Raw genomic sequence first — 25,349 nt, forward strand, 5'->3', positions numbered from 1 at the left:
CACTAACGCTCCTGGTTGTAGGTGCTGTCAGGGCCACTGTGCTCATTCCTTGTGGCCTGGCCGTTCTTGTCACTTCCTGCGCTGCGTCCCCGCTGGACGCCCCGGCGCAGGTTGCTCAGCCTGCCCCGCACGTCCTCGGGGGCGCGGGAGACCTGTGGGCCCCCCTGCTCGGTGGGTTCCGCGGCGCCCTCCATGAGGTTCGCCTTGGGGACCCGGCGCGGCAACCCGGAGGCGGTCACGCCGCCCGCCTTGGGCTTACGGAGCTGGGAGGCGTGCTGCCAGCGCTCGTCGTTGGCCGAGCGCCAGTCGCCGCCCGGTTCCACCGGCGCCGCCGGAGGTTCGGGTGCCGCCGTCCGCTGTCGCGCCCCGGCGCCGTTCACACCGGCCGCGGGGCTACCGCGGCGGGGCAGTCCGGCGTCGGTCAGCTGAGGGCCGACGGCGGGGGCCGGCCCCGGACGGTCGAAGCCTACGCGGTCGGACTCGCCCACGTCAGCGGCCTGCGAGGATTCCGTTTCCGGAGCGTACTCGGAGCGATATCCGCCCGGGTACTCCTCCTGCTGCGGCCAGTCCTCCTGGTAGGCCCCGGTGTCGAGTCCCGAACGGGTGTCCGGGGCCGCGGGTCCGGCCGGTGCCTGCGCGTCCTGGGCGGGCTCCGCATACCCCGACTCGGGGTAGCCGCCGGTCGCCGGGAAGTCCCCGCCGCCGCCGGGCGCCGAGTCCGGCGCGAAGTACGTCTCGCCGTACGCGGGCTGCTGCGGCTGCTCGTACGCACCCTGGCGGTCGTATCCCGGCTGCGGCTGGTCGTAGCCCGTGGCCGGGTCGGCGTAGCCCTGCCCCGTCCCGTACGCCGTCGGCGTCTGTGGGTAGCCGGCCGCCTGGCCGTCCTGGCCGCCCTGCCCGTCGTCGTAGGCGGACTGCTGCTGGGCCTCGTACTGCGCGGCGAAGTCGTCCGGGTACGGCTGCCGTGCCTGGGCGGGCTCGGAGCCGTCCGCCGTGGGCTCGGTCTGGGCCTGCGCCTCCAGCGCGGCCCGGCGTTCGCCGCGGGCCAGGGAGCGGCCCACCGGGTCCAGGTCGCGGAGGTCGTCCGGCCCCCCGTCGTAACGGCTGTCGTCGAAGCCCAGCTCGGCGGCGGTGCGCAGGGGCGGGCCCGCGAAGCTCTCGCCGGGGAAGGGCTGCTCGGGGATGAGCTGGGAGACCGTGAACTCGTCGCCGACCGGGTGCCCGGCCTCGCCACCGCCGCCGTGCGTGATCGCGTCCGGCAGCATGACCAGCGAGGTGGTGCCGGCCTGCTCGCCGGAGGGGCGGAGCTGGACCCGGATGCCGTGCCTGTCGGCCAGCCGGCCGACCACGAACAGGCCCATGCGCTGGGAGATCGCCACGTCCACGGTGGGCGGGTTGGCCAGCTTGTGGTTGATGTCGGCGAAGTCCTCGGCGGTCAGACCGATGCCCTTGTCGTGGATCTCGGTCATGATCCGGCCGTCGGGCAGCCTGGTCGCGGTCACCCGGACCTTGGTCTGCGGGGAGGAGAACGTGGTGGCGTTCTCCAGCAGCTCGGCGAGCAGGTGCACGAGGTCGGTCACCGCGCGACCGTGGATCTCGGCCTCGGGGACGCCGGACAGCTCGATGCGCTCGTACTGTTCCACCTCCGAGGAGGCCGCGCGCAGCACGTCGACCAGCGGGACCGGCTGGTCCCAGCGGCGGCCGGGCTCCTCACCGGCGAGGACGAGGAGGTTCTCGCCGTTGCGCCGCATACGGGTGGCCAGGTGGTCCAGCCGGAAGAGGGCCTCCAGCTGGTCGGGGTCGGCCTCGTTGTTCTCCAGGTCGGTGATCAGGGTCAACTGGCCCTCGATCAGCGACTGGTTGCGGCGCGAGAGGTTGGTGAAGATCGCGTTGATGTTGCCCCGCAGCAGGGCCTGCTCGGCGGCGAGCCGCACGGCCTCGCGGTGCACCTGGTCGAAGGCGCGGGCGACCTCGCCGATCTCGTCCGTGGTGGCGATCGGGATGGGCGCGACCCGGGTGTCGACCCGGCCGGGATCGGTCCGCGAGAGCTGGTCGACCAGCATCGGCAGCCGCTGCTCGGCCACGCTGAACGCGGCGTTGCGCAGCCGGCGCATCGAGCGGCTCATCTGCCGGGCCATGAGCCCGGCCAGCAGGAACGCGGCCAGGAGGGCGACGACCACGATGCCGCCGGTGAGGAACGCGGACTGCTTGGCGTCGTCCGCGATGGCGGAGGCGTCCGACACCGCGTTGTCGGTGAGGTCCGACTCGATCTTGCGGTAGGCGTCGTAGCGGAGGGTGTTGGCCCCCCACCAGTTCTCCGCGGTGATGCCCTTGCCGGCGAGCCGGGCGCGGGCCGTCTGGTCGGTGGAGGGCAGCGTGGCCAGCGCCGACACCATCTTGGTGGGGTCGGCGGGCGGCGGGACGTACGTCTCGCCCTTGGCCTGCGCGGCTTCGGCGGCCTTCCTGGCCTGCTCCTGCCCGTCCCGCTTCATCTGCTTCTTCGCGGCGGCCAGCTTCGCGGCGTCCTGCTCGGTGCCGCCGCCGATGTACTCCTCGACGGCGATGTTCTCGAGGTAGGCGTACGAGGACAGCGCCACCCGCTGCTTGCCCAGGCTGTCCTCGGAGGTGCCCGGCTTGAGGAGCAGATGGGTGCCGATGGAACGCTCCAGCGAGAGCGCCGCCTTGGTCAGCGAGATCGCGTAGACGGTACGGCCGTAACTGGTGATGTTGCCGGTGCCCAGGCCGAGCTCGTTGGCGAACTCCATCAGCGGGTGCGCGACCTCGACGTAGCCCTCCTCCGTCTGCACGCCGGTGAGCTTCGGGGTGTACGCGGCCTGGCGCAGCGGGACGAGCCCGGTCTCGGACTTGCGGAAGATGGCGAGCCGGCGCTCCAGGCCCGGCTTGTGCGGCATGTCCTTGGCCGCCCGGTCGAAGGCGTCGGCGGCCTGGTCCGTGTTGGCGCGGACCTGGACGACGGTGGCGTCCTTGGCGCCCTTGCCCTGCAGCAGGGGAGCGGCGGAGACGTCCCGTTCCTGGTAGAGGGCGTCGGCGTAGGTGAGGGAGGCGCGCACCAGCCGTGCGGTGCTCTCGGCGTCCCGGGCCTCGTTCCAGGTGTCGATCGAGTTCTTCACCTGGAAGCCGCCCATGACCAGGCCGACACCCACAGGTATGAGCAGGATCGCGTTCAGCCGGGTGGGCACCCGCCAGTTCCGGGGGGAGAGACGGCCACCGGACTTGGGCGGCGCCGCGGAATCCGCTCCGGAAGCCTGTGCGGACGCCGCACCGCGCGGCGGCGGGGTGAAGTTGCCCCGTGCCGACGGCTCGGGACCGTTCTTGCTTCGCCTCACTCGACCAACAACCTCTCGGCGACGGCACCGACGTCGTGCCGCGGTGTCTCCGGAGCCCTGTCGATGACCTGTATCTCGACCTGCACGGACCTGTACGTCCTTGACTACTGGGCAGTTCAGGCATTCCAGCACGCGGACCTCTGGTCTTCCAAACATCGGAAAGCAACGATTCCGAGGGATGTAAGGCCCAGATAAAACGGTCATAAAGAGCGAGCCCCGCCAAAAGACGGGGCTTTCGTGCGCGCAGGGGCACCGAGCGACCGCGACGCGTGTCGGCGCAGGCCGATTTCTACGTCGAAACGTTATGAACAGCGGGGCCGACCGTGTCAAACACCACAGCCGGCTCCGCCGCTTCTACGTCGAGGTGTACGACAAGTGCCGTACGACGTGAGTGACCCACGTGCTCCGTTCGTCCGTGTCGACTACCTCGGTCGCGTCAGTCGCTCGCGGTTACCGCAGGCGCGCCATGAGCGCGTGCTCGACGAGGGTGATGAGTGTCGACTTGGCGTCGGCGCGGTGTCGGGCGTCCGTGGTGATGATGGGGGCGTCGGGGCCGATCTGGAGGGCTTCGCGTACTTCTTCGGGGTTGTAGGGCTGCTGGCCGTCGAAGCCGTTGAGGGCGATGACGAAGGGCAGCCCGGAGTTCTCGAAGTAGTCGACCGCGGGGAAGCAGTCGGCCAGGCGCCGGGTGTCCACGAGCACCACCGCGCCGATGGCGCCGCGCACCAGGTCGTCCCACATGAACCAGAACCGGTCCTGGCCCGGGGTGCCGAACAGGTAGAGGATCAGGTCCTGGTCGAGCGTGATACGTCCGAAGTCCATGGCCACCGTGGTGGTGGTCTTGTCCCCGGTGTGGGTCAGGTCGTCGATCCCCGCCGACGCGGAGGTCATGACGGCCTCCGTGCGCAGCGGGTTGATCTCGGAGACGGCGCCGACGAACGTGGTCTTCCCCACGCCGAAACCGCCCGCCACCACGATCTTGGCGGAGGTCGTCGCGCGACCCCCGTCAGAGCTTGCGAAGTCCACTGAGCACCCTTTCGAGCAGCGTCACGTCCGGAGCGCCACCGGCGTTCTCGTCGCCACCGGGCTGGTGGATCGCGACAAGACCGGCCTCGGCGAGGTCCGCGACAAGAATCCGAGCAACACCCAGCGGCATGGAAAGCAGCGCCGAGACCTCCGCGACCGACTTCACCTCACGGCAGAGGTGGCAGATCCGCTGATGCTCCGGCAGCAGCCCCATGAGCTGCGCCGGGTCGGCCGTCGTGCTGATGAGCGCCTCGATGGCCAGCTGGTAACGCGGCCGCGTCCGGCCGCCGGTCATCGCGTACGGACGTACCAGCGGCTGGTCGCCCTCGTCCCCGTACGGCTCGGCGTACGGATCATGAGAGGCGGTGGGCGGGGTCATGGATCCTCCGGGCGGGACAGCAGGTCGGTCGGTCTTGCCGTCTGACGGGGCCGGTGGGGGGATTGTGGCGGCCGGACGGTGATTTGGTGAGGTGGGTGGTACCGGGCCGATCAGTGGAGCAGACTGCCTTGGAGCTCGGCGCGCAGGTCCGGTGTGAGCACCGCGCCCGCACGGTCGACCAGTAGCGCCATCTCGTAGCCGACGAGACCGATGTCGCACTCGGGGTGGGCGAGCACGGCCAGGGACGAGCCGTCGGAGATGGACATGAGGAAGAGGAAGCCGCGTTCCATCTCCACGACCGTCTGCGCCACGTTGCCGCCCTCGAAGATCCGGGAGGCCCCGGCCGTCAGCGACGTGAGACCGGACGCGACGGCCGCGAGCTGATCCGCGCGATCCCGCGGAAACCCTTCGGACATCGCCAGAAGGAGTCCGTCGGCGGACACGACGACGGTGTGGGACACCCCGGGGGTGTTGTCCACGAAGTTGGTGATCAACCAGTTGAGGTTCTGTGCCGCCTGGCTCATCGGGCTCAACTAACGCTCCTGCTGGTGAGTGGGGCTGGGGAAGCTGCCGGTCTGGCCGCTACCGGGAGGACCGGCCTGACGACCCTGGGCGATGCCCCGTCGGAGATTGGTCAGCCGGCCGCGTACGTCATCTGGCGCACGCGAGACCTGCGGACCGGTTTGGTGCTGTTGCTGCTGTGCCGTACCCGGAACCAGATTGGCGCGCGGCACCCGTCGCGGCAGACCGGAGGTGGTGACACCACCGGATGCCGGCTGCCGTACGCGTTCCGCCTGCCGGACCAGGTCGTCGTTGGGCGAGCTGCGCCAGGCCGCCTCGGCCGGACGCCGCTCGGGAGCGGGCTGGGGAGTGTGCGCGGGAGCAGGCGTCCGGGCCGCCGCCGACCGGGGTGCCGGGGCGGGCACCTGCTGCTGCGGTTCGTCGGCGCGGCCCGCGCCGTGGAACCAGTTGGTCTCGAGGTTGTCGTACAGCGGGGTCCGCCCGTCGCCCGGCCCGGAGGCCGGGGGCAGCGCCTCCGGCTCGCGGTGCACCGGACGCTGCGGGGCGGGCGGCCGGGGCGCGCCGAAGTCGGCGGCGCCGCCGTTCACCTGCGGCCGCTCGAACTGGCCGGTGGAGGAGGGATCCTGCGCGGCGTAGCCCTGCGCCGGGAACTGGCCGGTGGACGAGGGGTCCTGGGCGGCGTAGCCCTGCGGGGCGTACTGGCCGTTGTCCCGGCCCTGGCCCCGGTTCTGTCCCTGGCCGGCGGCCGGGAACTGCCCGGTGTCGTGGGCCTGGTGCGGGGCGGCGTACTGGCCGTTGTCCTGGCCGTGGCGCTGTGGGGCGTACTGGCCGGTGTCCTGGCCGCGCTGCGGGGCGTACTGGCCGTTGTCCTGGCCCGGGTAGGAGGCCGGGCCGCCCGCCCGGTCCGGGCGCGGGGCGCCCGGCTGCGCGGCGTTGTACGGGTAACCGTCCTGCTGCGAGCCGTTGTGCTGAAGGCCGTTGTGCTGGGGCGCGTTGTGGTGAGGCGCGTTCTGCTGCGGGGCGCCGAACACGTCCGGGCGGACGTACGCTCCGGTGTCCTGCCGGCCGCCCGTGTCCCTGCGCGGGAACTCCCCGCCAGGGGCGGAGTAGTCGCCGCCGGTGTTCTGGTTCGTGACGTTCGTGGCCCGGTCGTCGAGCCGGCTGTTCAGCCGGTCGTCGAACCCGTCGTACGACGGGGCGCCGACCTGGGGGATCTCGGCGGTCGAGCCCGGCCCCTGCCGGTCGTCGATGCGCGGCATCCGGGAGGTCGACGACAGGGCGTCCGGCTCCTCGTGGCCGCGCGGGGCGTCCAGCGAGGGGCGCGGCGTCGGCTGCGCGTTCTCGTCGCCCCAACTGGGCGTACGCGGCTGCGGGTTGCCGCCGGGCAGCTCCGCGCGGGGGCCGCCGCGGCCGGGCAGCAGCGGCCTGCGCCGGCCACCGGAGCCCTTCGGCCGCCGCTCCTGCGGGGCCTGGCCGGACTGCCCGGAAGCCTCGGCCGCGGGGCGGGCGTCGGCCCCGTCCCGACGCGGCGTGCCGGAGTCCTGGAAGGCCTGGGCCGCCTGCATCCCCTGCGGGGCGCCGGGCGCCCCCTGGCCGTAGCCGCCGCCCGCGCCCGCCGGGGCCGGACGACCCTGCGGGGCGCCGGACGAACCGGGCTCGAAGGCGTTCTGCTCGAACAGTGAGGGGGCACCGCCGCCCTGCTGACCCCGGGCACCGCCCGGTCCGCCCGGCCGGCCGCCCTGGCCCGCACCCGGCAGTGCCACCCGCGGACCCTGGCCCGCGCCGACCTGCCCGCGCTGAGGGGCCCCGCCGAGCAGACCGCCGCCCGCGGAGTCGCCGCCCTGCGGGCCGCCGTTCTGCGGGCCGCCGTTCTGGCGCCGGGCCGCGGCCGCGCCGGCCGCGGCGGCGGCCGCCGCCGGACCACCGGTGGGGCCGCCCTGGCCGGGCTTGCCCTGCGGCTTCTTGCCGCCCTGGGCGACGTCGACGGGGAGCATGACCAGCGCCGTCGTACCGCCGGAGTCCGACGGGCGGAGCTGGATGCGGATGCCGTGGCGCTGGGAGAGCCGGCCGACCACGAACAGACCCATGCGGCGGGAGACGGAGACGTCCACGGTGGGCGGCGAGGCGAGCCGCTCGTTGATCGCCGCGAGGTCCTCGGGGGAGAGACCGATGCCGGTGTCATGGATCTCGATCAGCACGCGGCCGTCGGGCAGCGCGTGACCGGTGACCTTCACCTTGGTCTGCGGGGAGGAGAACGATGTCGCGTTCTCCAGCAGCTCGGCGAGCAGGTGGACGAGGTCGTTGACCACGCGGCCGGCGACCTCGGTCGTCGGCACCGCGGCCAGTTCGATGCGCTCGTACTGCTCCACCTCGGACGCGGCGGCGCGGAGCACGTCGACCAGCGGGACCGGGCGGGTCCACCGGCGGCCCGGCTCCTCGCCCGCGAGGACCAGGAGGTTCTCGCCGTTCCGGCGCATACGGGTCGCGAGGTGGTCGAGCTTGAACAGCGAGGAGAGCTGGTCCGGGTCGGCCTCGCGGGACTCCAGTTCGGAGATGAGCGAGAGCTGACGCTGGATCAGACCCTGCGACCGGCGCGAGAGGTTGGTGAACATCGCGTTGACGTTGCCCCGCAGCAGGGCCTGCTCGGCGGCGAGCCGGACGGCCTCGCGGTGCACGTGGTCGAAGGCCGCGGCCACCTGGCCGATCTCGTCCCGGGAGTGCACACCGACCGACTCCACGGACGTGTCGACGTCCTGCGGGTCGGACTCGGAGAGCTGCTGCACCAGCTCGGGCAGCCGGTCCTGGGCGACCTTGGTGGCGGTCTCCTGCAGCCGGCGCAGCGAGCGGATCATGGACCGGGCCACGATGAAGGCGCCGACCAGCGAGACACCGAGGACGAGCAGGATCAGCGCACCGGAGAGGATCGCTTCCTGCTGCGACTCGTTGCGCAGCTCACGCGCCTTCTGCTCCATCTCGCTCAGCAGTGTCGTCTCGATCTTCGACATCAGCAGGAGCTTGTCGGAGTCGTCGTCGACCCAGTCCTTGTACGAGCGCTTGGACTGCGTGCGCATGCCGTCGGGGTTGCGCAGGACGCGGGTCGCGTAGTTGTCCGAGGCCTTGATCGTGGCGTTGCCGTCGGAGATCGGCGCCAGGAGGTCCGTCGCGCTGCCGCTGTAGATGTCCGAGAAGCTCTTCATCTCGGAGTTCTCGCCCTCCAGCGCCGACTGGCCGTACTGCCGGTCGCTGTCCGAGAGCTTGCCGAACCTGTCGTTCGTGGTGGGCAGCGAGGCCGCGATGACCGCGCGCTGCTCGGAGGCGTACTCCTTGGCGGTGGAGAAGGCCGTCAGCGCGCGGGTGCGCTGGATCATCTCCGGGTTGCTGGTCGCCTGCGCCATGTTCTGCGAGAGGTCGAGCAGCTGCGTGATCAGCCGGTGGTAGGCCTCGACCGTCTGGGCGGCGTTCTTGTTGTCCTGGTAGGCGTCGTTGCGGATCGAGTTGAGGTTGCCGAGCTCGCCCACGAGGCCGACGACGGACTCGCGTACACCCGACAGTCCGCCGTCGTTGGACGCGTCGTTGACCGCCTGCGTGGCGTCGACGAAGCTGACGCGCGCCTGGTCGGTCCGGTCCCGTGCGCCCTTGACCGTGAAGTCGTTCGCCTTGGCGCCGTTGGCCAGCGGGCCGGCCGACTGGTCGCGCTCGTTCTGCAGCGCGGCGGCGAGCTCGGTGGCCTGCTGGGTCATGTCCGTCAGCAGCTTCATGTTGTCGAGCTGCTGGATCTGGTCCATGGAGTCGCTGATGCGCAGGGCGCCCAGCGAGGTCGCCGCGACCACGGGGAGCGCGAGCAGCGAGACCAGACGAGTGGAGATGCGCCAGTTGCGCAGGGCTATTCGCGGACCGGGGCCGCTCGGACCGTCCGCCTTGGGCTTGACCGGTGGCAGCGTGGCGTCGGGGGACGCGCCGGGGCGCCCAGCGGCCGCGGCGGAACCGCCCGTCCGGCCCTGGGTGGAGTTCCCGCCCGGACGACCGGAGGAGTCGGGCCCGGCCGTGGGCGCCGGGTTCTGGGCGCGCTGGGGGGAGGAACTGCCGGCATTGGGGCCAGTCCCGCCGTGCGGCTCCGGCTCCGCCGAAGCACTGCCATCCCTCTTGAAACGTCCCTGCACTAGCGTCGCAACCTCTGGACCAGGCGCCCCTCCGCGTGAACGGCGGGACGGTGTCGGCGTCGTAGGGGGCGCCCTGAAATACGCCCCCCATGGTGGTCGTGAGTGACCGGCGCTGGTTCCCCCTATCTCGCCGCCACCCCGGCGCTGGTGCGCCCCCTGTGCGCCGGCTCGATCCTGCGGCGGTCCGTGAGATTCCAGCACAGTGCAGGATCTCCAACAAGGCCCATGGGTAAGCCCGTCATCACGGTGACGCGACGTGAGGGGTGAATCACCGGGCGTAGAGAGGGCGTGCGTACATAACGGACGTACCCCTACGAGCCGTTGACCCGCGCACGGTGTCCCAGTCGCCATGATCAGGAGCGGAATGGCCAGATAGCCAGTTATGTCCCTTTCGTTACCGGAAGATAAGGGTCCGATTCGACCTTTTTATGGGTGGGTAAGTGAGCAAACTCACATGGGGATCAGGGCGTCTTCACGACTTCCCCCGGGAATTGGATGTTTAGCCTGACGCTTTACAGAGATGGCGAATCCGACAACCCGCCCGGAGCGGCCCCCTCAGTGGAGCGCCGCGGGGCGCTCTCACCGACGAGGTTCAGTACAACCGTGAAGACGACGATGATGTTCCACAACATTGCCAACCCGCGCCGCACCACGCTGGCCCACCTGGCGGACGCCGAGGAACTGCAGCCCACCGAGCAGCCGGAACACACCGTCGACCTCCCCACCCAGACCGCCAACCCCCGCCGCACGGTACTGATGGAGATCCCCGTCCAGGCGTCGGCTGCGGAGTAGCCCACTTGAGGGGCGCGGGGAACCGCGCGGCGCACCCCCACCGGCGGTCAGCCGGCTACGCACCCCCCTCGGGGCAGGGGCGGAGCCCTGAAGGGACGGGAAGGGCAAGGGCGGGGGGGCGAAAATAAGGGCGGCGGGGGCGAAAACCATCCCGGGCGAACCCCCACCCCCGCACGTTAGCCTGGTCACCGGACCCGCCGGCCCGCCCGCCACGGGCGGCCCACCCGGCACAGACGATCAGGCAACAGGTAAGGGGCGCGAGCATCCCGTGCGCATCGCCAGGTTCTCCATCGACGGCAACGTCGCCTTCGGGGCGGTCGAAGGCGACCGCCCCGACGAGCTCGTCCTCGACATCATCAAGGGCATCCCCTTCGCGGACTTCGAGCTCTCCGGCACCAAGGTCCCGCTGAACAAGGTGCGGCTGCTCCCCCCGGTGCTCCCCAGCAAGGTCGTGGCCTTCGGCCGCAACTACGCCGAGCACGCCCGCGAACTCGGCAACGACGTCCCGGACGCCCCGTTCGCCTTCTTCAAGCCCTCCACCTCGGTGATCGGCCACGGCGACGAGATCGCCTACCCCTCCTTCTCCGAGGACCTGCACCACGAGGCCGAGCTGGCCGTCGTCATCGGCCGCATGTGCCGCGAGGTCCCGCGCGACCGCGTCAAGGACGTCATCCTCGGCTACACCTGCGCCAACGACCTCACCGCCCGCGACGTCCAGCGCCGCGAGAAGCAGTGGGCCAGGGCCAAGGGCTTCGACACCGCCTGCCCGCTCGGCCCCTGGGTGGAGACGGACATGGACCTCGCCACCGCGAACGACGCGACCGTCCAGCTCACGGTCAACGGCGAACAACGCCAGCTCGGCCGCACCAGCGAGATGATCCACCCCATCGAGGACCTGATCGTCAACATCTCCGAGGCCATGACGCTGCTCCCCGGCGACGTCGTCCTCACCGGCACCCCGGCAGGGGTCGGCCCCCTCCACGTCGGCGACGAGGTCGCCGTCACCATCGAAGGCATCGGCACTCTCACCAACAAGGTTGTCAAGCGTGGCTAGCGCACCCGTCCCCTCAGCAGTCCGTGTCCGTTTCTGCCCCTCGCCCACCGGTAACCCCCACGTGGGCCTGGTCCGCACGGCCCTGTTCAACTGGGCGTTCGCCCGGCACACCGGCGGTACATCGGTCTTCCGTATCGAGGACACCGACGCGGCCCGCGACTCGGAGGAGTCCTACCAGCAGCTCCTCGACGCCATGAGCTGGCTCGGCTTCGACTGGGACGAGGGCCCCGAGACGGGCGGCCCGCACGCGCCGTACCGCCAGTCGCAGCGCATGGACCTCTACAAGGAGGTCGCCCGGAAGCTGCTCGACGCGGGCCACGCGTACCACTGCTACTGCACCACCTCCGAACTGGAGGAGCGACGCGAGGCCGCCCGCGCCGCCGGCCGCCCCTCCGGCTACGACGGCCACTGCCGCGACCTGAGCGACGCCCGGGTCGAGGAGTACAAGGCGCAGGGCCGCGAGCCGATCGTCCGCTTCCGCATGCCCGACGAGGCCATCACCTTCGACGACCTGGTCCGCGGCGAGATCACGTACCTCCCGGAGAACGTCCCGGACTACGGCATCGTCCGCGCCAACGGCGCCCCGCTCTACACCCTCGTCAACCCGGTCGACGACGCGGCGATGGAGATCACCCACGTCCTGCGCGGCGAGGACCTGCTCTCCTCCACCCCCCGCCAGATCGCCCTCTACCGGGCCCTGATCGAGCTGGGCGTCGCCAAGCGGGTCCCGCACTTCGGCCACCTCCCCTACGTCATGGGCGAGGGCAACAAGAAGCTCTCCAAGCGCGACCCGCAGGCCTCCCTGAACCTCTACCGGGAGCGCGGCTTCCTCCCCGAGGGCCTGCTCAACTACCTCTCCCTGCTGGGCTGGTCCCTCTCCGCCGACCGGGACATCTTCTCGGTCGAGGAGATGGTCGCCGCGTTCGACATCTCCGACGTCAACCCGAACCCGGCCCGCTTCGACCTGAAGAAGGCCGAGGCGATCAACGCCGACCACATCCGCCTGCTCGACGTGAAGGACTTCACCGAGCGCTGCGCCCCCTGGCTGAAGGCCCCCTTCGCGCCCTGGGCCACGGAGGACTTCGACGAGTCCAAGTGGCAGGCGATCGCCCCGCACGCCCAGACCCGTCTGAAGGTCCTCTCCGAGATCACGGACAACGTCGACTTCCTGTTCCTGGCCGAGCCGGTCTTCGACGAGGCGTCGTGGACGAAGGCGATGAAGGAAGGCAGCGACGCCCTCCTCCGCACGGCCCGCGAGAACCTGGACGCGGCCGACTGGACGTCCCCCGACTCCCTGAAGGAAGCCGTCCTCGCCGCCGGCGAGGCCCACGGCCTCAAACTCGGCAAGGCCCAGGCCCCCGTCCGCGTGGCCGTCACCGGCCGCACGGTGGGACTTCCCCTCTTCGAGTCCCTGGAGGTCCTGGGCAAGGAGAAGACCCTGGCCCGTATCGACGCGGCCCTGACCCGCCTGACGGCGTAACCACCGCGACGCACGGAAGGGGGCGGCACCCGACGAACCTCCGGGTACCGCCCCCGCTGCTCAGCCGATCCGGTGCCGCCACCGCAGCGACGGATCGCCCTCGGTCCAGTACGTGCGCGCCTCGGCGGTGATGCGGAGCCGCACGACGGTGATCTCGGGACTTCCCGCGTCCTGCCAGGCGACGAGTGACCGCTCGATGTCGTCCCACAGAGCCACGGGGCCGCCCTGCCGGACGGGCCGGCGGTCGTCGCCGCTGCTGCGGCGAACGCGGCGAAGGACTCGCGCTCCGGGTCGAAGACGTACGACAGCCGGGTGCCGTCGCCGCCGCCCTCGCCGACGGTGACCTTCGCGAGGCCGGTGCGCAGGACCGTGCCCCACCGAGGGTGGGGCAGGACGGCCCCGCCGGGCCTGGTCCGCTGCGGCCCGTGAGGCCGTGCCGGCCGCACGGGGCGCTCAGAGGACTCCCGCGCGGGCGCGGAGCTGTTCGGCCAGCCGCTCGAGTTCGGCCGCCGTGGCGGGCGAAAGGTCGTCGAGTCCGCTGTGCACGGCCGTCGGACTCTTCAGGAAGCGTCGGAGCACGGCCACGAGGAGCCCCTGCGGCAGAGCCCGCAGCACGGTGAACGCGCGTGGTACCGGCGGCGTCTCCAGTGCGGCGAGGTTCTGTCGCATGAGGTGGAGCATGCCGCGTACCGCGTCCGGGGCGCCGGCCAGCGCCACCGGGCCACCCGCCGCGTATGCTGCTCGACCGAGCGGGACCGTGAACGCGGCGTGTGTCCTGAGCCAGGCATCCATCCGCGGCTCGGCCTTGGCGTTGATCCCCGCGGTACGGAACGTCTCCACGATCCGTTCCAGTCGCGGGGTGGTGCGCCCGTCGGGTTCCCCGATCGGTATCGCGACCCGGCGGGTGAGGAAGTCGGCCTTGCGGTGGCGGACCACGTCGCCGTCCGTCGTGCCGCCGGTCGAGGGGAAGCCGAGCAGCACCCGCTCGTGGCCGATCGCCGCACCCAACGGCTCCGGGCCGGCTGCCCAGTTGAGCAGGAACAGCACATCACCTCGGACACCGGCGAGTGATTTCAGCACGGCATCCACCTGGTGGGCGCGGACGAAGACGGTGATCAGGTCGTACTCGCCGTCCGGCTGTCGGGTCACCGGTACCGGCACCTGCCTGACAGGGCCGTCCTCCTCGGCAAGCCGCACGCCATGCCGGCGCAGGGCGGTCAGGCGTTCGCCCCGGGCGAGGAGCGAGACGTCGTGGCCCGCCTCGTGCATCTGGACGGCGAACAGGCTGCCGCACACCCCGGCGCCGTAGACGAGCAGCTTCACGCCAGCCTCCTTCATACGTTCGATTGATTCATACGTTCGTTTCATTCAAACATATGTAGAGTCCTTGGTGTGGCGACCCCAGACACCCGCAGTCAGATCCTCGACGCGGCTGAGCACCTCTTCGCCGAGCACGGATACCGCGGCACCTCGATCCGCGCGATCACCACACTCGCCGGAGCGAACCTGGCCGCCGTCGGCTACCACTTCGGCTCGAAGGCGGAACTGATGGCGGCAGTCGTCCGCCGTGTGGTCGAGCCCATCGTCGCCGCCCAGTGCGCCGGGCTCGACGCACTGCTCGCCCGCACCCCCGACCCGCCGGTCGGTGATCTGGTGGAGGCGTTCGCGGGGCCGCTGTTCGACGGGATGCCGGCCGGCGACGAGGGTGGCGCCCGGAGGTCCCGGCTGATCGTGACGATCCTCAGCGATCCGGCCGAGGAGGCACGCAGTTGGACCGGCACGGCCGAGGACTCGGTCCGCGAGCGCTACTTCACGGCCTTCGCACGCGCATTGCCCGGCCTTTCCACGGAGGAGCTGTCGTTCCGGATGCGGGGGATCTTCGCCGTGACAGCCGTCGACCGCCTCCAGGTCCATCAGCGGCCCACCCCCGGCTGCGAGGTCCCGGTGACGGGCGAGGCGGCCCGGCGATGGGCGATCGCGTTCCTGACGGCAGCGATGAGTGCGCCACCGGTCCGGCCCTGACGATCTCCCGGCCAACGCCTCCGGGCCCTCCTGGCAGCGCGTCTGTGGCCGCCCCCGAAGGGACGGCCACATGGTTCGCGCGTTGCGGCTCCGGCGGCCGAGGGCGGTGGGCGTCCGGACGCCGGTCATGGTGCCGAACGCCTCCGCTGCAGCAACCAGGTGGCCGCTGTCACTGTCCCCGTCACCGACAGGCCCACCATCAGCGACTTCCTGAGCTCCTCCACCCTGCTGCCGTCGTCCGCGACGACCACCGACAGCGCCGTCATGACGACCGTGATCACCAGCCCGATGGCAAGGTTCTTCCTCACTCGCGAGGTGAGCAACCGCTCCTCCTTCTCGATGGGTGTGGCGCCGCGCCGTCGTCGGCGCGGCGCCACACGGGGAGTGTCATCCGTCGAGTGAGGCGTCGGGCCCGCGGACCGGGGCTGACACCGCTCGGGGTCAGGACAGCCGGCTCGTGGCGGATGGTGAGGCGCCCACGGCGGGCAGGGAGGGCGGCTCGTAGTCGTACAGGTATCCCTGCGCCCGTTCGAAGAGCGGGAGGAGTACGCGCATCTTCACCGCGTTGATCTGTCGCTTCACGGCGCCGGGCCGCTTGCTCTCGCGGGCGTTGTGCCCGTGCTTGAGCAGTTTGTCGATGCGCGGGCGGCGTGTCTCGTCGTAGGCCTTGAGCGCCGCCGGGACGGTCGGGGCGCTGCTCAGCGCCACCGCGAGTTCCAGTGCGTCCTCGATGCACATCGAGGCGCCGTGTCCGACGCCGACGGGGTGGGCGGCGTCGCCGACCAGGACCATCCGCCCGCTGTGCCATTTCTCGATCGGGTCGCAGACGTTCAGGTGGCCGGACGCGACTATCGATGTCGTGGCTCCTAGGAGGGCCCTCGGCCCCGCCTCCGGAAACAGCTCGGTGACGCGCCGCAGCCATTCCTCGTCGTCGACGCCTCGCAGATCGGGCTTGACCGGATCCCCGATCTGGGCCGTCCACCACTGCGTCTGTTCGTCGATGCTGGTGTACACGAAGGCACCGTTGCGCGTGAAGGTGAGGTCCCAGACACCGGGCTCGACACCCGTCATGGTGGAGATTCCGGCGACCCCGTAGAGCCCCGCGTACTCCGCGCGCGGCGCGGACGAGTCGATCAGCCCGCGCACGGTCGACCAGATGCCGTCGGCGCCGACGAGCAGCTCCGCGGTCTCGCGCCTGCCGGAGGCGAATTCGGCCACCACGCCGTTCGCCGACTCCGTCGCGCCCACCAGGCGTTCGCCGGTGACGATCTGCGCGCCCGCGTCCAGCGCCGCGCGCCGCAGGAGCCCCACGAGCCGTCCGCGCGGGAGCGCGACGCTGCGCATCGAGTCGGCGCCGCGCCGAAGGCGTGGCACGTCGCCCAAGAGGTGGCCGCCCCCCGTGTGGAACCGCATCCGGTCGATGGGGTGTCCGGCTGCCTGCACGGCGTCCAGGCAGCCCAGCTTCTCCAGCGCGCGCAGGCCGTTGACCGCCAGGCTGAAGTGGGCGCCGACCTCCTCGACCGGAACCTCGTACGCCTCGTAGACGGTCACCTCGTGCCCGATCTGCCGCAGTGCGAGGGCGATGGCGGGTCCGGCCACCCCGCCACCGATCACGATCGTCCGCATGATGTCTCCCCGAATCGACTTTCACTGAATTTGGATTCGGTGAAAGTCTGTTCCGATACGCTGGCGCCTGTCAAGAGCCGATGGAGGACGACATGCCGCAGGCGAGTGCCGCCAGTCGAAAGATCCGGGCGGCCCAGACCCGTGCCGCGCTGCTGGACGCGGCACGAGGGCTGTTCAGCGAGCGCGGCTACCTCAATACGAAGATCACCGACATCACCGCCGCGGCCGGGCGCTCGACCGGCGCGTTCTACGAACACTTCGCCGGCAAGGACGAGCTGTTGCAGGCGCTCCTCGCCGAGATGGAGGGGGCGATCGACGCGCGCATGAGGGGCCTGGAGCACCCTCGTGACCACGACCTGACCGACCGCGGCCAACTGCGCGACCACGTCGGTGCCGCATGGACGGTGATGCGGCAGAACCGCCCGGTCACGCTCGCGCTGTTCCAGGCGATGGTGGCCGACGACCCCGGCACGGGAAGGGTCTGGCGCGACCTGCGCGAGCAGACGGCAACCATCCGGGAACACCTGGAGTACCTGGCCGAGCGCGGACACCGGCTGCCCGGCGATCCCGAGTCCGTCGCGGTGGCGATGGGCGCGATGCTCGTCACCCTCAACTACGCCGTGCTCACGCCCCCCGGCGGCGAGGACGACCGGCACGTCATCGACAACCTCACGGACCTGCTGCTGTACGGACTGACCGGACCGGCGTCACGACCGGCGGACGAATCCTGAGGGACCGCCTCGCGTCGATCCCGCGCGGGCCGAGGACGAGGCCTTGCCGGGGCGGACGGGCCGCACGCCGCAGTCTCGTGTGTGCGGGCGGCGGATCGTGGTGGGGTGCAGCGTCGTACGAACTCGGCGATCCGGAGTGGGAGTTGCTCGCCCCTGTGATGCCGCGGACTGCGACCGGACCGGCTGCGAGGCCATTACCGGCATCCGAACCCTCGCGCCCGCCGGCCCTCGGCCGGGCCCGTCGCCCCTCGGCCGGGCCTGCCGATCCATGAGCGGGCCACCCGGCCGCGAACCTCACGGCCTTGAGACTAGTCTTCGGCATTCCACCGTCCCTCGCCCGCCTCGCCCCCGGCCGCACGGGCGACGCACCACGGAAGGTCCCCGTCATGCCGATGACCGCACGCGACTACGCGTGGCTGTTCACCCCCGGCTCCACCTTCGCGTACGACTCCGGAACCGTCGGCACGATCCATGTGGCCGGCGGCGGCGAACTGTGGCTGCCCACCGGGCAGGTCGTGGCGTGCGACCCGTTCGTCTCGCTGGGGCGCGGCGAGACCGAACCGTTCACCGTGTCCGTCGAGCCGGGCCGCTACTCGGTCGAGGCCGCCGTGGCGACCCTGACCGAGCCCGACGAGCCCCCGTCCGACGAGCCGCACCTGCGCGTCGCCGCCGCCCGCCTGGTCGTCCGCGACGAGCCCACCGTCCACTGGGAGCCCGCGCTGTGCCCCGGCCAGGACCCCGCCGCGCTCGGCGAGGACGAGTTCTACGGCTACGGCGTGGACGCCGGCGCCGGCTGTTTCTACGACGCGGCCGCCGACGCCTCCTTCCCCGAGGCGGAGGGCGACGAGGGGCCGCTGTGGGACGCCTTCGAGAACAGCGGCTGGGCCCCCGGCCCCCACCTGGTCACGGCCCCGGACTCCGGGCACAACCTGGCGGCGTTCAGTTCCGGCTGGGGCGACGGGGCGTACCCCACCTGGATCGGGCGCTCGGCGGCGGGCGAGGTCACCTGCTACCTCACCGACTTCTTCGTGGTTCCGGGCCCCGACGGGGGCTGAGCCGTCACAACCCGTTTTGGAGCGCCGTCCACCTTCGGGTAATGTTCTTCCTGCGCCACCGCGAGCGGGCCGAGAGGCACCGGGAACCGGCGGCGCAGTACTAGAACGAAAAGCCTGCAGGGGCTTGCGTTCCAGTGGCCTATGGTGTAATTGGCAGCACGACTGATTCTGGTTCAGTTAGTCTAGGTTCGAGTCCTGGTAGGCCAGCTCGCAGACGCTTCAGTCTGCACCTGCGGATCTCATCCGCGAAGCCCCCGTTGTGTAGCGGCCTAGCACGCTGCCCTCTCAAGGCAGTAGCGCCGGTTCGAATCCGGTCGGGGGTACGGGTTCCGATCATGTCGGAGCCGCTAGGGCCCCCGTTGTGTAGCGGCCTAGCACGCCGCCCTCTCAAGGCGGTAGCGCCGGTTCGAATCCGGTCGGGGGTACGAACTGGTCTAAACCACATTGGTCTATGGTGTAATTGGCAGCACGACTGATTCTGGTTCAGTTAGTCTAGGTTCGAGTCCTGGTAGACCAGCTCGGATCTGCGGTGGTTCGGTACTCGGACGCTCGCAAGATCCACGCCCCCGTTGTGTAGCGGCCTAGCACGCCGCCCTCTCAAGGCGGTAGCGCCGGTTCGAATCCGGTCGGGGGTACGCGAGAAGACGAAGGGCCCTCCCTCGGGAGGGTCCTTCGTCGTGTCCGCCGACGGACGCGGGCCTGCTCCTCGCAGAACCGCCACCGCGATTCCCCCGCTTCCGCGAGCCGGCGCGGGCTGAGCAGTACCGGCTCGTACAGCACCGTCAGCGCCACCGCGGCCTCCACCTGCTCGTCCGGCGTCCGGTAGCGCTCCACCGGGTCGAGATCGGCGGCGGCGATCCGCTCCGGGGCGGGCCTGTGCGGCAGGGCCCAGCCGGCGGTGCCCAGCCGCTCGTTACGGTCCAGCCGCTCGTTCTGGAGGGCGGCGAGCACCCCCCCCGTGCCGAGTTCACCGGGATTCGGCCCACCTGGATCAGCGCCCGCACCAGACGCGGCCGGCGCAGACGCTCCTCGTCGTACCCGGCCCGGGTGGCCGTGATCCGCAGGCCGGGCGGCAACAGGCCTTCCCGCAGGCACTACTTGATCGTCGCGGTCGAGCCCCCGCTGTGCTCGCTCGGTTCCGACAGTCGCATGCCGCCCGCGCTTCCCGTATCCCTTGCGATCCCCGTCGGAGAGTGCCGCTGTCCGAACATGGACAGCGGCACTGTCCGCAACGGGTTCCGGCAGTTCGGGACCGCCGTGGGCAGCGGAGTGGAGGACATCATGGGGGACAGGCCGATCGAGGGGCGCATGACCGCCGCGAGTGAAGACGGCATCGTCGTCTTCCTCGTCGGGATGCGGATCAGCCGCGGATCGCCTGAGCGGGAGCGTGGCGGCCTTCGGCCGTCCGGCCTCGGGGCCGCCGTCGCGGTCCGGTGGGTCGCGCGGGGAGGGTCTGCCGCGGCGTTGAGGCCGGCCCTCCCCGGTGCGACGGGAGGAAGCGGTGCTCAGCCCGAGCGGCGCAGGGCCTCGGAGAGGCGGCCGGCGGCGTCGATCACGGCCTGGGCGTGCATGCGGCCCGGGTGGCGGGAGAGTCGCTCGATGGGGCCGGAGACCGAGACCGCGGCCACCACGCGGTTGGACGGGCCCCGCACCGGAGCGGAGACGGAGGCGACGCCCGGCTCGCGCTCGCCGATCGACTGCGCCCAGCCCCGGCGTCGCACGCCGGACAGCGCCGTCGCCGTGAAGCGGGCGCCCTGCAGCCCGCGGTGCAGGCGCTCCGGCTCCTCCCAGGCCATGAGGATCTGCGCGGAGGAGCCCGCCTTCATCGTCAGCGTCGAGCCGACCGGGACCGTGTCCCGCAGGCCGGACAGCCGCTCCGCCGCGGCGACGCAGATGCGCATGTCGCCCTGGCGGCGGTAGAGCTGGGCACTCTCGCCCGTCATGTCCCGCAGGTGCGTGAGGACCGGTCCGGCCGTCGCCAGCAGCCGGTCCTCGCCCGCCGCGGCGGCCAGTTCGGCGAGCCGGGGACCGAGGATGAAGCGCCCCTGCATGTCGCGCGCCACCATGCGGTGGTGTTCCAGCGCCACGGCCAGCCGGTGGGCCGTGGGTCGTGCCAGTCCGGTGGCCGCGACCAGCCCTGCGAGGGTGGCCGGTCCGGACTCCAGGGCGCTCAGGACAAGGGCTGCCTTGTCCAGGACGCCGACGCCGCTACTGTTGTCCATGCAACGATACTTGCGTCTCACTCTGTGAAACGCAAGTTCAATTTTCCGTGGAACGCGCCACTCTTGGACACACACAGCACCACACTGCGCGCCCGGTGACCACGGGCACGACGGCGGGCGCCCGGAGTTCACCGGTACTCGAGGGAACGGGCGCCGCCCCCCAAGGATCTCTAGTTGGGCCGGCGGACACAGTCGTCGCCGGCCGGAGGGAAAGCGATGGGTAGGACACTCGCGGAGAAGGTCTGGGACGACCACGTCGTCCGGCGCGCCGAGGGCGAGCCCGACCTCCTCTTCATCGATCTGCACCTGCTGCACGAGGTGACCAGCCCGCAGGCCTTCGACGGACTGCGCCAGACCGGTCGCACGGTGCGGCGCCTGGACCTCACCATCGCGACCGAGGACCACAACACCCCGACCCTCGACATCGACAAGCCGATCGCCGACCCGGTCTCCCGCGCCCAGCTGGAGACCCTGCGCAAGAACTGCGCGGAGTTCGGCGTCCGGCTGCACTCGCTGGGCGACGTCGAGCAGGGCGTCGTGCACGTCGTCGGCCCCCAGCTCGGTCTGACCCAGCCCGGCACCACCGTCGTCTGCGGCGACTCGCACACCTCCACGCACGGCGCGTTCGGCGCGCTGGCGTTCGGCATCGGCACCTCCCAGGTCGAGCACGTGCTGGCCACCCAGACGCTGCCGATGGCCCGCCCCAGGACCATGGCCATCACGGTCGACGGCGAACTGCCCGAGGGCGTCACCGCCAAGGACCTGATCCTCGCGATCATCGCGAAGATCGGCACGGGCGGCGGCCAGGGCTACATCCTGGAGTACCGCGGCTCCGCCATCGAGAAGCTCTCGATGGAGGCCCGCATGACCATCTGCAACATGTCGATCGAGGCCGGCGCCCGCGCGGGCATGATCGCCCCCGACGAGACGACCTTCGCGTACCTCAAGGGGCGCCCGCACGCCCCCGAGGGCGCCGACTGGGACGCCGCCGTCGCGTACTGGCAGACGCTGCGCACCGACGACGACGCGGTCTTCGACGCCGAGGTCGTCATCGACGCCGCCGCGCTGTCGCCGTTCGTCACCTGGGGCACCAACCCCGGTCAGGGCGCACCGCTCTCCGCCGCCGTCCCCGACCCGGCCTCCTACGAGGACGCCTCGGAGCGCCTCGCCGCCGAAAAGGCCCTGGAGTACATGGGGTTGGCAGCCGGGCAGCCGCTCCGCGAGATCAAGGTGGACACCGTCTTCGTGGGGTCGTGCACCAACGGCCGCATCGAGGACCTGCGCGCCGCCGCCGAGATCGTCAAGGGCCGCAAAGTCGCCGACGGCGTACGGATGCTGGTCGTCCCCGGCTCCGCGCGGGTCGGCCTGCAGGCCGTCTCCGAGGGCCTGGACGCCGTCTTCAAGGAGGCCGGCGCCGAATGGCGGCACGCGGGCTGCTCGATGTGCCTGGGCATGAACCCCGACCAGCTCGCCCCCGGTGAGCGCTCGGCGTCCACCTCCAACCGCAACTTCGAGGGCCGGCAGGGCAAGGGCGGACGCACCCACCTGGTCTCCCCGCAGGTCGCCGCCGCCACCGCGGTCACGGGGCACCTCGCGTCCCCCGCCGACCTGTCCGACGCCCCCGTGCCCGCTGGAGTCTGAACACTCATGGAAGCATTCACCACCCACACCGGCCGGGCCGTTCCGCTGCGCCGCGGCAACGTCGACACCGACCAGATCATCCCCGCCCACTGGCTCAAGAAGGTGACGCGGGACGGGTTCGAGGACGGGCTGTTCGAGGCCTGGCGCAAGGACCCGTCGTTCATCCTCAACCAGCCCGAGCGGCAGGGCGCCACGGTCCTGGTGGCCGGCCCCGACTTCGGCACCGGCTCCTCGCGCGAGCACGCCGTGTGGGCGCTGCAGAACTACGGCTTCAAGGCCGTGATCTCCGCCCGCTTCGCCGACATCTTCCGCGGCAACTCGCTGAAGAACGGCCTGCTCACCGTCGTCCTGGACCAGAAGGTCGTGGAGACGCTGCAGGAACTCACGGAGAAGGACCCCAAGGCGGAGATCACGGTCGACCTCGAGGCCCGCGAGGTGCGCGCCGAGGGCATCACCGCCGCCTTCGAGCTGGACGAGAACGCCCGCTGGCGGCTGCTGAACGGCCTCGACGACATCTCCCTCACGCTGCAGAACGAGGTGGACATCGCGACCTACGAGGCGAAGCGCCCCTCGTTCAAGCCGCGCACGCTCCCGGTCTGACCGGCCGCACGGCCCCGCCGGCCCCGCACCGGCACTCTCCGCTCGGCGAACGCCCGCCGTCCTCAAGGACGGCGGGCGTTCGCCGTTTCCGCGTGCGGGGAGTGCCGGCCGGTGCCCGGTCACCGGCCCGGTGACGCCTTCCGGCCGGTCGGCCGGAAGCGACCCGTCGGGTTTCGGCCACCGCCATCGGGCGCGTACCCCCAATCGGGGGCGGTCGGCGGTACGGCGGTGCCGGCCTCGCACCTCCCCGGTGCGCCACCGCGCCCGAAGCCAACTGCCCAGGTTAGAACGGTGTTTGCCTGGGTACGCGACCCCCTACGGGGTGATCGCCGCTTCCGCCCGGACGATTGTCCGAGGCGGCAGTTGCCCCCTGCGGGGGCGACAACTCGCCCCAGATGGCACAATCTGTGCATGGAACACGACGGCCAACTCGAGCTCTATACGGCGGTCGCGAACCAGCTCAAGGAAGCGCACTCCCGAGTGCGCGCACTGCAAGTCCCGGAGGGCGTACGGATGGCGCTGAACCGGAAGCTGCTGGTCATTACGGCCGCGGCCAAACACGATCTCGCCGGTGCGGCACGGCGCCTGGAGCGGTTCTCGGAGGACCTCGACGAGGGCCGCCTTCCCGGGGTCGACGGCTGAGGGAACTTCCCCGCAGCCGAGTTCCGTTGCGGCACAAGGGTGATTAGCCCGTTTCGTGTTTGATTTGCGGTATATATCTGCCTAACGTGCGAAAAGGCTTGAACAGTTTCGTTCGGGCAATGTCTCCGAAGGGGAAGACGTGAACAAGGCGCAGCTCGTAGAAGCGATTGCCGACAAGATGGGCGGGCGTCAGCAGGCCGCCGACGCGGTCGACGCCGTACTGGACGCCATCGTCCGCGCGGTCGTCGCCGGGGACCGGGTCTCCGTCACCGGCTTCGGTTCCTTCGAGAAGGTGGACCGCCCGGCCCGCTATGCCCGGAACCCGCAGACCGGGGAGCGGGTGCGGGTCAAGAAGACCTCCGTGCCGCGCTTCCGTGCCGGCCAGGGGTTCAAGGACCTGGTGAGCGGGTCCAAGAAGCTGCCCAAGGGCGGCGAGGTCGCGGTCAAGAAGGCGCCCAAGGGCAGCCTTTCGGGTCCGCCGCCCACCATCGCCAAGGCCGCGGGCAAGAAGGCCGCCACCAAGAAGGCGGCGGGCGCGCGGAAGACGGCCGCGGCGGCGACGAAGAAGGCGGCCGCCAAGAAGACCACGGCGACGGCGAAGAAGGCCGCCGCCAAGAAGACGACCGGCACGGCGAAGACGGCCGCGGCCAAGAAGTCCACGTCGGCGGCGAAGAAGACGGCCACGAAGGCGACGGCCAAGAAGGCCCCGGCGAAGAAGGCCACCGCGAAGAAGGCCCCGGCACGCAAGTCGCCGGCACGCAAGACGACCACCGCGAAGCGGGCGAGCAGCGCGCGGCAGTGAGTCGTGCACCGGGAGTGATTGACACGTGCCGGGACGGGCCGGACCCCCAGGGGTCCGGCCCGCGGTGTTCGGGCGCCTCATGGCGAGGGGGTGCGGGTCGTGAGGCAGTCGCGGTACGTCGTGGCTCGTCGCGCGGTTCCCCGTACCCCTTGGAAGCGGGGGCGCTGCCCGCTTTCATGGGCGCGGGGTCCGCGCGAGCAACCACCCACCCGCACCCGACAACGCACCCCTGGGGGGTCCAAGGGGCGCAGCCCCCAAGGGACGGGAAGGACAGGGGCGGCGGGGACGAGAGAAGATCCCGGGCGGGCGAACCCCCGGCCCTCGGAACCCGGTACGTCAGAACGTCTGCAAGGTCACCAGGGTGATGCGGAGGGCTTCGCCCTCGCCGGCCGTCTCGACGCGCACGCGCTGGCCCGGCCGCAGCAGCCGCAGACCCCCCGCGTCGAACGCCGCCGCGTCGAACGCCACCGGCGTCCCGTCGTCCAGCAGCACCTGGCCACTGCGGGTCCCGGAGTCGTACGTGTACGCGGTCGCCTGCATACCCGCAGCCTAATACCCGCGATTCCCGCACATGGAGGGCGATGCCCCCGGGGCCGGCGCCCCCCAGGCCGAAGCCTCCACGGCGGCCACCGTCCGCGCCCCCGCCCCCAGCGCCAGCGCCGCCCGCAGATCGTCACCCGTGTCGACGTCCTGGCGCACCGAGTCCACCGAGCGCGTCGCGAGTTCCACCGCCCCCGAGGCCAGATGCCGCCGCCGGGAATCCACTCCGAAGGCCGGCCGCAATTCCCGCCCCGGCCCCGCCGCCAGCAACGTCGTGCCGATTCCCGCCGCGTCCGCGAGGAAAGAACGCGGAAATGCGGTGGCCGCCCGCAGCACCCGCCCCAATTCGGCGGGCCGCAGCGCCGGGAGATCGGCGTTGAGCGCGGCGACCGCCGCCCCCGGCCGCCGGGACCGTACGACCCCCGCCCCGTGCGCCAGTGCCGCGTTCAGGCCGCCCGCCGGCTCGTCGGGGACGATCACCGCGCCGAGCACGGACAGTTCCCGCCCGGCGAGCGGGTCGTCCGTGACGACCGCCACATCGCGCACCTCGGGACAGGCCAGCGTCGCTGCCACCGTGTCCTGCGCGAACGCCAGGGCGAGCCCCGGGCGCACCTCGTCCCCGGTGGTGTCCGTCAGGCGGCTCTTGGCTCGCGCCAGGGCTTTCACCGGGATGACCAACGACCACTGCACGCGCGCTCCGTCCGCCGA

General features: G+C 71.5%; 22 protein-coding genes, 5 tRNA genes and 1 pseudogene. 15 read left to right on the forward strand and 13 right to left on the reverse strand.

The window, feature by feature from the left end:
- Nucleotides 1–2: 2 nt before the first annotated feature.
- The 5 genes from QFZ64_RS24760 to QFZ64_RS24780 form a co-directional block, all read right to left on the reverse strand.
- Entirely contained in the window at nucleotides 3–3,347 is a 3,345-nt protein-coding gene (locus tag QFZ64_RS24760; RefSeq protein ID WP_307069256.1) for a nitrate- and nitrite sensing domain-containing protein, read from the reverse strand.
- Nucleotides 3,348–3,797: 450 nt separating this feature from the next.
- Nucleotides 3,798–4,373: an ATP/GTP-binding protein gene (locus tag QFZ64_RS24765; RefSeq protein WP_006139629.1), complete on the reverse strand. Its 576-nt coding sequence runs from the start codon at nucleotides 4,371–4,373 to the stop codon at nucleotides 3,798–3,800.
- The gene (locus QFZ64_RS24770; protein WP_006139628.1) at nucleotides 4,354–4,752 is read right to left on the reverse strand and encodes a DUF742 domain-containing protein; all 399 of its coding nucleotides are present in this window, start codon (nucleotides 4,750–4,752) and stop codon (nucleotides 4,354–4,356) included. Before QFZ64_RS24770 ends, QFZ64_RS24765 begins: the two co-directional genes overlap by 20 nt.
- Before the next feature lie 110 nt (nucleotides 4,753–4,862).
- Nucleotides 4,863–5,276: a roadblock/LC7 domain-containing protein gene (locus tag QFZ64_RS24775; RefSeq protein ID WP_030382516.1), complete on the reverse strand. Its 414-nt coding sequence runs from the start codon at nucleotides 5,274–5,276 to the stop codon at nucleotides 4,863–4,865.
- A 9-nt stretch (nucleotides 5,277–5,285) separates the two neighbouring features.
- Entirely contained in the window at nucleotides 5,286–9,434 is a 4,149-nt protein-coding gene (locus QFZ64_RS24780; protein ID WP_307069259.1) for a nitrate- and nitrite sensing domain-containing protein, read from the reverse strand.
- A gap of 603 nt (nucleotides 9,435–10,037) precedes the next feature.
- On the opposite strand from QFZ64_RS24780, the gene QFZ64_RS24785 reads away from it, so the two are divergent.
- The 3 genes from QFZ64_RS24785 to gltX all read left to right on the forward strand — a co-directional run bounded on the left by QFZ64_RS24785 (nucleotide 10,038) and on the right by gltX (nucleotide 12,760).
- Nucleotides 10,038–10,226: a hypothetical protein gene (locus QFZ64_RS24785; protein WP_307069260.1), complete on the forward strand. Its 189-nt coding sequence runs from the start codon at nucleotides 10,038–10,040 to the stop codon at nucleotides 10,224–10,226.
- A gap of 268 nt (nucleotides 10,227–10,494) precedes the next feature.
- On the forward strand, nucleotides 10,495–11,280 hold the full coding sequence (locus QFZ64_RS24790) for a fumarylacetoacetate hydrolase family protein (protein WP_307069262.1): 786 nt from the start codon (nucleotides 10,495–10,497) through the stop codon (nucleotides 11,278–11,280).
- Nucleotides 11,273–12,760 carry a glutamate--tRNA ligase gene (gltX, locus tag QFZ64_RS24795; protein ID WP_307069263.1) on the forward strand — a complete coding sequence of 496 codons (1,488 nt, stop codon included), beginning with the start codon at nucleotides 11,273–11,275 and terminating at the stop codon, nucleotides 12,758–12,760. Before QFZ64_RS24790 ends, gltX begins: the two co-directional genes overlap by 8 nt.
- A gap of 60 nt (nucleotides 12,761–12,820) precedes the next feature.
- Here gltX and QFZ64_RS24800 read toward each other — a convergent pair whose 3' ends face one another.
- Together QFZ64_RS24800 and QFZ64_RS24805 are read right to left on the reverse strand one after the other, a co-directional pair.
- Nucleotides 12,821–12,976, reverse strand: coding sequence for a hypothetical protein (locus tag QFZ64_RS24800; protein ID WP_307069265.1), 156 nt, complete (start codon nucleotides 12,974–12,976; stop codon nucleotides 12,821–12,823).
- 237 nt (nucleotides 12,977–13,213) lie between these two features.
- A complete protein-coding gene (locus QFZ64_RS24805) occupies nucleotides 13,214–14,083 on the reverse strand; it encodes a ketopantoate reductase family protein (protein ID WP_307069267.1) in 870 nt (289 codons plus the stop codon).
- Between the two features lie 69 nt (nucleotides 14,084–14,152).
- On the opposite strand from QFZ64_RS24805, the gene QFZ64_RS24810 reads away from it, so the two are divergent.
- Nucleotides 14,153–14,782: a TetR/AcrR family transcriptional regulator gene (locus QFZ64_RS24810; RefSeq protein WP_307069269.1), complete on the forward strand. Its 630-nt coding sequence runs from the start codon at nucleotides 14,153–14,155 to the stop codon at nucleotides 14,780–14,782.
- A 125-nt stretch (nucleotides 14,783–14,907) separates the two neighbouring features.
- Here the strand turns inward: QFZ64_RS24810 and QFZ64_RS24815 are convergent, their stop codons facing one another.
- Together QFZ64_RS24815 and QFZ64_RS24820 are read right to left on the reverse strand one after the other, a co-directional pair.
- Nucleotides 14,908–15,159 carry a hypothetical protein gene (locus QFZ64_RS24815; RefSeq protein WP_307069271.1) on the reverse strand — a complete coding sequence of 84 codons (252 nt, stop codon included), beginning with the start codon at nucleotides 15,157–15,159 and terminating at the stop codon, nucleotides 14,908–14,910.
- A 64-nt stretch (nucleotides 15,160–15,223) separates the two neighbouring features.
- Entirely contained in the window at nucleotides 15,224–16,408 is a 1,185-nt protein-coding gene (locus QFZ64_RS24820) for an NAD(P)/FAD-dependent oxidoreductase (protein ID WP_307069273.1), read from the reverse strand.
- A gap of 92 nt (nucleotides 16,409–16,500) precedes the next feature.
- Here QFZ64_RS24820 and QFZ64_RS24825 point away from each other — a divergent pair, with 92 nt between their 5' ends.
- The 7 genes from QFZ64_RS24825 (at nucleotide 16,501) to QFZ64_RS24855 (ending at nucleotide 18,829) form a co-directional block, all read left to right on the forward strand.
- Complete coding sequence (locus tag QFZ64_RS24825; RefSeq protein WP_307069275.1) at nucleotides 16,501–17,139, forward strand: TetR/AcrR family transcriptional regulator; 639 nt, start codon at nucleotides 16,501–16,503, stop codon at nucleotides 17,137–17,139.
- Between the two features lie 386 nt (nucleotides 17,140–17,525).
- A complete protein-coding gene (locus tag QFZ64_RS24830) occupies nucleotides 17,526–18,194 on the forward strand; it encodes a DUF4241 domain-containing protein (protein ID WP_307069277.1) in 669 nt (222 codons plus the stop codon).
- Between the two features lie 135 nt (nucleotides 18,195–18,329).
- Nucleotides 18,330–18,401, forward strand: a tRNA-Gln gene (locus QFZ64_RS24835).
- A 43-nt stretch (nucleotides 18,402–18,444) separates the two neighbouring features.
- Nucleotides 18,445–18,517, forward strand: a tRNA-Glu gene (locus QFZ64_RS24840).
- 29 nt (nucleotides 18,518–18,546) lie between these two features.
- Nucleotides 18,547–18,619 (forward strand) — tRNA-Glu (locus QFZ64_RS24845).
- Between the two features lie 20 nt (nucleotides 18,620–18,639).
- Nucleotides 18,640–18,711 (forward strand) — tRNA-Gln (locus QFZ64_RS24850).
- Between the two features lie 45 nt (nucleotides 18,712–18,756).
- Nucleotides 18,757–18,829 (forward strand) — tRNA-Glu (locus QFZ64_RS24855).
- Here QFZ64_RS24855 and QFZ64_RS24860 read toward each other — a convergent pair.
- Both QFZ64_RS24860 and ndgR read right to left on the reverse strand, forming a co-directional pair.
- A pseudogene (locus QFZ64_RS24860) lies at nucleotides 18,792–19,285 on the reverse strand (hypothetical protein). The gene QFZ64_RS24855 and the pseudogene QFZ64_RS24860 sit on opposite strands and share 38 nt — an antisense overlap.
- 414 nt (nucleotides 19,286–19,699) lie before the next feature.
- A complete protein-coding gene (gene ndgR, locus QFZ64_RS24865; RefSeq protein ID WP_006139611.1) occupies nucleotides 19,700–20,416 on the reverse strand; it encodes an IclR family transcriptional regulator NdgR in 717 nt (238 codons plus the stop codon).
- A 216-nt stretch (nucleotides 20,417–20,632) separates the two neighbouring features.
- On the opposite strand from ndgR, the gene leuC reads away from it, so the two are divergent.
- From leuC to QFZ64_RS24885, 4 genes are all read left to right on the forward strand, one after another.
- Nucleotides 20,633–22,057, forward strand: coding sequence for a 3-isopropylmalate dehydratase large subunit (leuC, locus tag QFZ64_RS24870; RefSeq protein ID WP_307069280.1), 1,425 nt, complete (start codon nucleotides 20,633–20,635; stop codon nucleotides 22,055–22,057).
- A gap of 6 nt (nucleotides 22,058–22,063) precedes the next feature.
- The gene (gene leuD, locus QFZ64_RS24875; protein WP_307069282.1) at nucleotides 22,064–22,657 is read left to right on the forward strand and encodes a 3-isopropylmalate dehydratase small subunit; all 594 of its coding nucleotides are present in this window, start codon (nucleotides 22,064–22,066) and stop codon (nucleotides 22,655–22,657) included.
- A gap of 411 nt (nucleotides 22,658–23,068) precedes the next feature.
- Complete coding sequence (locus QFZ64_RS24880) at nucleotides 23,069–23,299, forward strand: hypothetical protein (RefSeq protein WP_307069284.1); 231 nt, start codon at nucleotides 23,069–23,071, stop codon at nucleotides 23,297–23,299.
- A 139-nt stretch (nucleotides 23,300–23,438) separates the two neighbouring features.
- Entirely contained in the window at nucleotides 23,439–24,101 is a 663-nt protein-coding gene (locus QFZ64_RS24885) for an HU family DNA-binding protein (protein ID WP_307069285.1), read from the forward strand.
- A gap of 336 nt (nucleotides 24,102–24,437) precedes the next feature.
- On the opposite strand, the gene QFZ64_RS24890 is transcribed toward QFZ64_RS24885, so the two are convergent.
- Both QFZ64_RS24890 and cofC read right to left on the reverse strand, forming a co-directional pair.
- Nucleotides 24,438–24,641 (reverse strand): hypothetical protein, encoded by a 204-nt coding sequence (locus QFZ64_RS24890; protein ID WP_307069287.1) that lies wholly within the window; start codon nucleotides 24,639–24,641, stop codon nucleotides 24,438–24,440.
- A 9-nt stretch (nucleotides 24,642–24,650) separates the two neighbouring features.
- The gene (gene cofC / locus QFZ64_RS24895; RefSeq protein ID WP_307069289.1) at nucleotides 24,651–25,331 is read right to left on the reverse strand and encodes a 2-phospho-L-lactate guanylyltransferase; all 681 of its coding nucleotides are present in this window, start codon (nucleotides 25,329–25,331) and stop codon (nucleotides 24,651–24,653) included.
- Nucleotides 25,332–25,349 lie beyond the last annotated feature (18 nt).

The sequence above is a fragment of the Streptomyces sp. B3I8 genome (assembly GCF_030816915.1).
GTDB lineage: Bacteria > Actinomycetota > Actinomycetes > Streptomycetales > Streptomycetaceae > Streptomyces.

Coding starts and splice junctions, on each gene's coding strand:
- QFZ64_RS24775 (WP_030382516.1), bottom strand. CDS start 5,276: ATGAGCCAGGCGGCACAGAACCTCAACTGGTTGATCACCAACTTCGTG.
- leuC (WP_307069280.1), top strand. CDS start 20,633: ATGGGTAGGACACTCGCGGAGAAGGTCTGGGACGACCACGTCGTCCGG.
- QFZ64_RS24770 (WP_006139628.1), bottom strand. CDS start 4,752: ATGACCCCGCCCACCGCCTCTCATGATCCGTACGCCGAGCCGTACGGG.
- QFZ64_RS24820 (WP_307069273.1), bottom strand. CDS start 16,408: ATGCGGACGATCGTGATCGGTGGCGGGGTGGCCGGACCCGCCATCGCC.
- ndgR (WP_006139611.1), bottom strand. CDS start 20,416: ATGGACAACAGTAGCGGCGTCGGCGTCCTGGACAAGGCAGCCCTTGTC.
- leuD (WP_307069282.1), top strand. CDS start 22,064: ATGGAAGCATTCACCACCCACACCGGCCGGGCCGTTCCGCTGCGCCGC.
- QFZ64_RS24830 (WP_307069277.1), top strand. CDS start 17,526: ATGCCGATGACCGCACGCGACTACGCGTGGCTGTTCACCCCCGGCTCC.
- QFZ64_RS24825 (WP_307069275.1), top strand. CDS start 16,501: ATGCCGCAGGCGAGTGCCGCCAGTCGAAAGATCCGGGCGGCCCAGACC.
- QFZ64_RS24880 (WP_307069284.1), top strand. CDS start 23,069: ATGGAACACGACGGCCAACTCGAGCTCTATACGGCGGTCGCGAACCAG.
- QFZ64_RS24890 (WP_307069287.1), bottom strand. CDS start 24,641: ATGCAGGCGACCGCGTACACGTACGACTCCGGGACCCGCAGTGGCCAG.